Origin of the sequence: Pedococcus sp. NPDC057267 (assembly GCF_042668795.1) — a bacterium.
Classification (GTDB): Bacteria; Actinomycetota; Actinomycetes; order Actinomycetales; family Dermatophilaceae; genus Pedococcus.
In genome coordinates this window covers 1-5,722 of record NZ_JBHUYG010000158.1, presented here as the reverse complement: position 1 = coordinate 5,722, position 5,722 = coordinate 1, and the positions used below count along the sequence as shown (strand labels likewise).

The window sequence follows — 5,722 nt, the reverse complement described above, 5'->3', positions numbered from 1 at the left end:
CGTGCCCAGGGCCTCGGTCACGCCCGCTGGGTCGCTGAGCGGCGAGCAGTGGGGCCACGCCGTGGCGGGCCCCCGGGCCAGGTCTCGCGCACGCCCTGAGGTCCGACCGCTGTCCGGGCCCACCGGCATACTGTCGCGGTGCCCGAAGCCGTGCCCACGACCGCCGACCTCCACGCCGTCCAGCGGCGCACCGTCGGCACGCTCGTCGGCACCCAGGTGCTCGTCGGCGTCGGCGTCTCCGCGGGTGCGGCCGTCGGCGCCCTGCTGGCGGAGCAGACCAGCGGCTCGGCCGACCTCGCCGGCCTCGGGGGCACCTTCCAGGTGCTCGGCGGCGCGCTCGTCGCCATCCCGATGGCGCACGTCATGGCCGCGCGCGGCCGCCGCTGGGGCATGCTCGCCGGCTACGGGCTCGGGATCCTCGGCGCGGTGACGATCATCGTGGCGGCGGCCGTGCGCAGCTTCCCCTGCTGCTGCTCGGCACCACCCTCTTCGGCGGGGCCAACGCCGCCAACAGCCAGGCCCGGTACGTCGCCGCCGACCTCGCCGACGAGCACCGCCGCGGCCGCGACCTGTCGATCGTCGTGTGGGCGACGACGGTGGGCGCCGTCTTCGGGCCCAACCTGGCCGGGCCGGGGGAGCCGGTCGCCCGGCTGCTGCACGTCCCCTCGCTCGCCGGCCCGTACGTCTTCTCCCTCCTCGGGCTGCTGCTCGGCGCCGTCGTCATCCTGCTGCGGCTGCGCCCCGACCCGCTGCTGCTCGCCCGCCGGGTCGAGGCCGCGCGCGCCACGGAGCCGCTCGAGCGGCAGCACGGCTCGGTCTGGCGCGGCCTGCGCACGCTCGGCGCCTACCCCGGGGCCCTGCTCGGCGTCATCACGATGGCCATCGGGCACACGGTGATGGTCAGCGTCATGGTCATGACCCCGCTGCACATGCACCACGGCGGCGCCGACCTGCAGGTCATCGGCCTGGTCATCAGCGCCCACATCCTGGGCATGTTCGCGTTCTCGCCGCTGGTGGGGTTCGCCGTCGACCGGTGGGGCGGCCGCGCGAACGCGCTCGCCGGCGCGGTCATCCTCGTCGCCGCCGGCGTGCTCGCCGCGCAGGCGCCGACCGGCTGGTCGCCGGGACTCGCGGTCGGCCTGTTCCTGCTGGGGCTCGGGTGGTCGTTCACGCTGGTCAGCGGGTCGACCCTGGTGGTCCGCGCGGTGCCGCTGAGCGAGCGCGCGGGCGCCCAGGGCGCCTCCGACCTCGCCATGGGGCTGGCCGCCGGCGGTGGGGGAGCGCTCGCCGGCGTCGTGGTCGGACAGCTCGGGTATGCCGTGCTCGGCACCCTCGCGGCGTGCCTCGCCGGGGTCGTCGGCCTGGCCGCCCTGCTCCTGCGACCGACCGATCTGAACCGGGTCGCGGCCCCGCCCGCGTTGCCCGGCGAAGTGGACGGCGAGGTTGGTTAGCCTGCAACGGTGAGCGATCCCACCGAGCAGCAGGGCCCCGAACGCCGCGATGCCGACCCCCGCGGGGAGCGGGTCGCGGCGGCGGTCCGGACGTGGCAGCGCCACCTCGTCGACCTCGGTGGCCGCAACACCCTGCTCTGGTACCGCGACCTGCCCAGCGGCACCCTGGACCTCACCACGGCCCACCCCGGCGGGCTGGCCATGCTGCTCGCCGGCCGCCCGACCCGGCTCTCCGACCTCGTCCGCGAGCCGGTCGCCCTCGACGAGGCGCGCCGCCGGGCGCGGACCATCCGGGCCAAGACCCTCGAGCTCGCGGAGGAGCGCGGCATCGCGGCCGGGTTCATCGCCATCGGCATGGCGTCGTGGACCGTGCGAGGCGCCAACCGGGCCCCGGCCGCCCCTGTCCTGCTGCGTTCGTGCGTGCTCAAGCCGACCGGCGCGGCCCGGGAGGACTTCACCATCGACCTCGGCCAGGACGTCGAGCTCAACCCGGTGCTCGAGCACTACCTGCGCTCCGAACAGGGGATCGAGCTCGACAGCGGGGCGCTGGAGGACCTGGCCACGGCCGGCGACGCCTTCGACCCCTACCCCGTCTACGAGGAGCTGGGGCGCCTGTGCGCCTCGGTTCCCGAGTTCTCGATCACCCCGCGGCTGGTCGTCGGCACCTTCTCCTACGCGAAGCTGCCGATGGTCGCCGACCTGGCCGCGCAGGGCCCGGCCCTGGCCGACCACGACGTCGTGGCGGCGCTCGCCGGCGACCCGGGAGCGCTGCGTACCGTCCGCACGGCCGTCCCCGACTCGCCGGCCGACGCCGACCCCTCGCACGAGCTGCTCATCCTCGACGCGGACTCCACCCAGCAGGCCGCGATCGACGCCGTGCGTTCCGGCGCGCACCTCGTCATCAAGGGCCCGCCCGGCACCGGCAAGTCCCAGACGATCGCCAACCTCATCGCCTCGCTCGCCGGTGAGGGCAAGCGGGTGCTGTTCGTCGCCGAGAAGCGCGCCGCCATCGACGCCGTGCTCTCGCGGCTCGAGGGCGTCGGCCTGTCCGACCTCGTCCTCGACGCCTACGACGGCGCGGTCAACAAGCGCCGGCTGGCCCGCGAGCTCGGTGACGCGCTCGAGCGCTCCACCCAGACGCGCGACCCCGACACCGCCGAGCTCGAGCGCGCGCTCGTCGACCGGCGCACCCGCCTCGTCGAGCACGCGGCCGCCCTGCACGAGGTCCGCCAGCCGTGGGGCGTCTCGGTGTACCAGGCGCAGCAGGCCATCACGGGGCTCACGGGTCGTGAGCATCCGCCGACCTCGCGGGTGCGCGTGCGTGGCGACCAGCTCGCCGGGCTCTCGCGCCAGCGGGTCGACGAGCTCGGCCGGCAGCTCACCGAGGCTGCTTCGCTCGGCGCGTGGTCGACCCGCGAGGGCGACGACCCCTGGTTCGGCGCGCGCGTCGAGACCCAGGAGGACGCCGTCCGGGCCCGCGACATCACCAGCCGGCTCAGCGAGGGCGGGCTCGACGAGCTCGAGCGGACCATGCAGGAGGTCTTCGCCGAGGTCAGCCTGCCGCAGGCGCAGCGGGCCCGGGACTGGGGCGCGGTGCTCGAGTCCGTCGGCCGGGTCCGCGACACGCTCGAGGTCTTCCGGCCCGAGGTCTTCGACATCCCGCTGGGCGAGCTGGTCGCAGCGACCGGGTCCGCGCAGTACCGCCGCGACCACGACGTCGACCTCGGCGCCTGGTCGCGCTGGCGGCTGCGCCGGCAGGCCCGAGCACTCCTGCGGCCCGGCCCGCCGCCCTCCGACCTCCATGCCGCGATCGCCGACGCCCAGGTCCAGCGGACCGCGTGGCAGCAGATGGCCGGCGCGGGTGGGCGCCCCGAGATCCCGATCGACCTCGACCGTGCGCGAGCCGCGTATGCCGCCGTGGCCGCCGACCTCACGTGGCTCGGCGAGCGCCTGGCCACGACCGCGGGCGGGGGCGACCTCCTCGACACCGACCTGCCGGTGCTGCGCGAGCGGCTGACCGCGCTCGCCGCGGCACCGGAGCGGCTCGCCGTCGTCCCGCAGGTCCTCGGGGCGCTCGACGCCCTGCGGGCCGCGGGCATGGGGCCGCTCGTCGACGACCTCGCCGCGCGCGGGGTCGAGGCCGACGACGTGGCCGCCGAGCTCGACTTCGTCTGGTGGACCTCGCTCTCGGAGGACCTCACCGTGCGCGACCCGCGGTACGGCGCCCACGACGGCGCCCAGCTGCAGCGGGTCGCCCGTGAGTACGTCGCCGCCGACCACGCCCACCTGCGCGCCAGCGCCGAGCGGGTCAAGGCCGGCGCCGGCCGCCGGCTGCGCGAGGTGCTGGCCGACCACCCTGAGCAGGAGTCGCTGGTCCGGGCCGAGGCGGGCAAGTCCCGTCGCCACCGGCCGCTGCGCGACCTGCTGCCCCGCGCCGGCGAGACGCTCACCGCGGTCAAGCCGGCCTGGGCCATGTCGCCGCTGGTCGTCGCCTCGGTGCTGCCACCCGGGCGCTGGTTCGACGTGGTCATCTTCGACGAGGCCTCGCAGATCCCGCCCGCCCAGGCGGTCTCGGCGATCTCCCGGGCACACCAGGTCGTCGTGGCCGGCGACGAGCGCCAGCTGCCGCCGACCTCGTTCTTCACCTCCGCCGTCGACGAGGAGGCCGCGAGCTCGCCCGAGACCGAGACGCTGACCGAGGGCTTCGAGTCGGTGCTCGACGTGCTCACGGCAGCCCTGCCGACGCGCCGGCTGGCGTGGCACTACCGGTCGCTCGACGAGCGGCTCATCGCCTTCGCCAACCGCGAGATGTACGACGGGTCGCTCGTCACCTTCCCCGGCACCGGCACCGACCCGGTCGTCCGGCTCGAGGCCGTCGACGGGGCCGGTGTCGTCACGCCCGGCGAGGAGGCGATCGAGTCGACCGAGGCCGAGGTGGACCGGGTGGTCGAGCTCGTCCTCGAGCACGCCCGCACCCGCCCCTGGGAGTCCCTCGGCGTCATCGCCCTCGGCATCAAGCACGCCGCCCGCATCGACGACGCACTGCGGCGGGCGCTCGCCGGCGACGCGGCCGCAGGGGTCGGCGACTTCTTCGACGAAGACCGCCCGGAGCGGTTCTTCGTCAAGAACCTCGAGCGTGTCCAAGGTGACGAGCGTGACGCGATCATCCTCGCCGTCGGCTACGGGAAGACCCCGCACGGCCGGGTGCTGCACCGGTTCGGCCCGCTCAACCTCGAGGGCGGCGAGCGCCGCCTCAACGTCGCCATCACCCGCTCCCGCCGCCGGATGACCGTGGTCTCCTCGCTCGTCGCGGGGGACCTCGACCCGGCTCGGCTCAAGGCACGCGGCGCCATGATGCTGCGCGACTTCCTCGCGTATGCCGCCGACGGCTCCCTCCCCGGGTCCGCCGCAGACGCTGCCGCGGCGGCCACCCCCGCCGGGAACGGCGCGGGGGCCGTGGCGACCGGCGTGGGCGCGGGCGACGGTCGTGCCGACACGGTCGTCGCGGAGTTCGCCCAGCGGCTGCGGGCCAGCGGGCTCGCGGTGCGCGAGCGCTACGGAGTCGCCGGTCAGCCGATCGACCTCGCCGTCGAGCACCCCGACCGCCCGGGCACCGTCCTGGTCGCCGTGGAGACCGACGGCCCGGGGTATGCCGCGATACCCAGCACCCGTGACCGTGACCGCCTGCGGGCCGAGCAGCTCGGGCGACTGGGCTGGATGCACGTGCGGGTCTGGTCGACGGACATCTTCCGCGACCCCGCGCGCGACGTGGCCCGCGTGCACGCCGCCGTCCAGCAGGCGGTCGCCGTGCGCGCAGAGGCGGAGGCGCAGCAGGCGGGTGCCGCCGCCCAGGCGAACCGTTCGGGCGGCGAGGCGCCGGCGAGCGGGTCGGACGGCGAGCCCCGGGCGGCCGCTGCCGGGCGGCACACGATCGACCCCGGCACGCGTGCCGGCGCGGTGCCGGAGCAGGATGGGTCCGTGGAGGACACGCAGGAGCCCGAGCGCGAGCCGGAGTTCGTGCCGACCCCGGACGCGGGCGCGCGGACCCGCCGGGTGCGGGGGCGCAAGCGCCGTCCGCCGGAGCAGACCAAGGACGACACCGACGCCGGCTGGGGCGAGTACACCGACCGGTCCGCCCACGACCGCTGGCTCGAGGAGCAGCGCCCCCCGCACTGGGGCAGCGACTGACACCGGGGCACCCGCCGCCTGCCAGCCCGCTGAGGCTTCTGCCCGGCGAGGCCGGAATTGACGACGGCGCCGGACCCGATGGG

Annotated in this window: 3 protein-coding genes; 2 read left to right on the top strand and 1 reads right to left on the bottom strand. The window is 76.1% G+C overall.

The window, feature by feature from the left end; genetic code table 11:
- Window positions 1-360 (bottom strand): hypothetical protein (locus ACFUC1_RS20095; RefSeq protein WP_379122998.1); only part of this gene is annotated, 360 nt, incomplete at its 3' end.
- A 23-nt stretch (window positions 361-383) separates the two neighbouring features.
- Between ACFUC1_RS20095 and ACFUC1_RS20090 the strand changes: the two genes are divergently transcribed.
- On the top strand, window positions 384-1,451 hold the full coding sequence (locus ACFUC1_RS20090) for an MFS transporter (RefSeq protein ID WP_379123000.1): 1,068 nt from the start codon (window positions 384-386) through the stop codon (window positions 1,449-1,451).
- Between the two features lie 9 nt (window positions 1,452-1,460).
- On the top strand, window positions 1,461-5,639 hold the full coding sequence (locus ACFUC1_RS20085) for an AAA domain-containing protein (RefSeq protein WP_379122996.1): 4,179 nt from the start codon (window positions 1,461-1,463) through the stop codon (window positions 5,637-5,639).
- Window positions 5,640-5,722 lie beyond the last annotated feature (83 nt).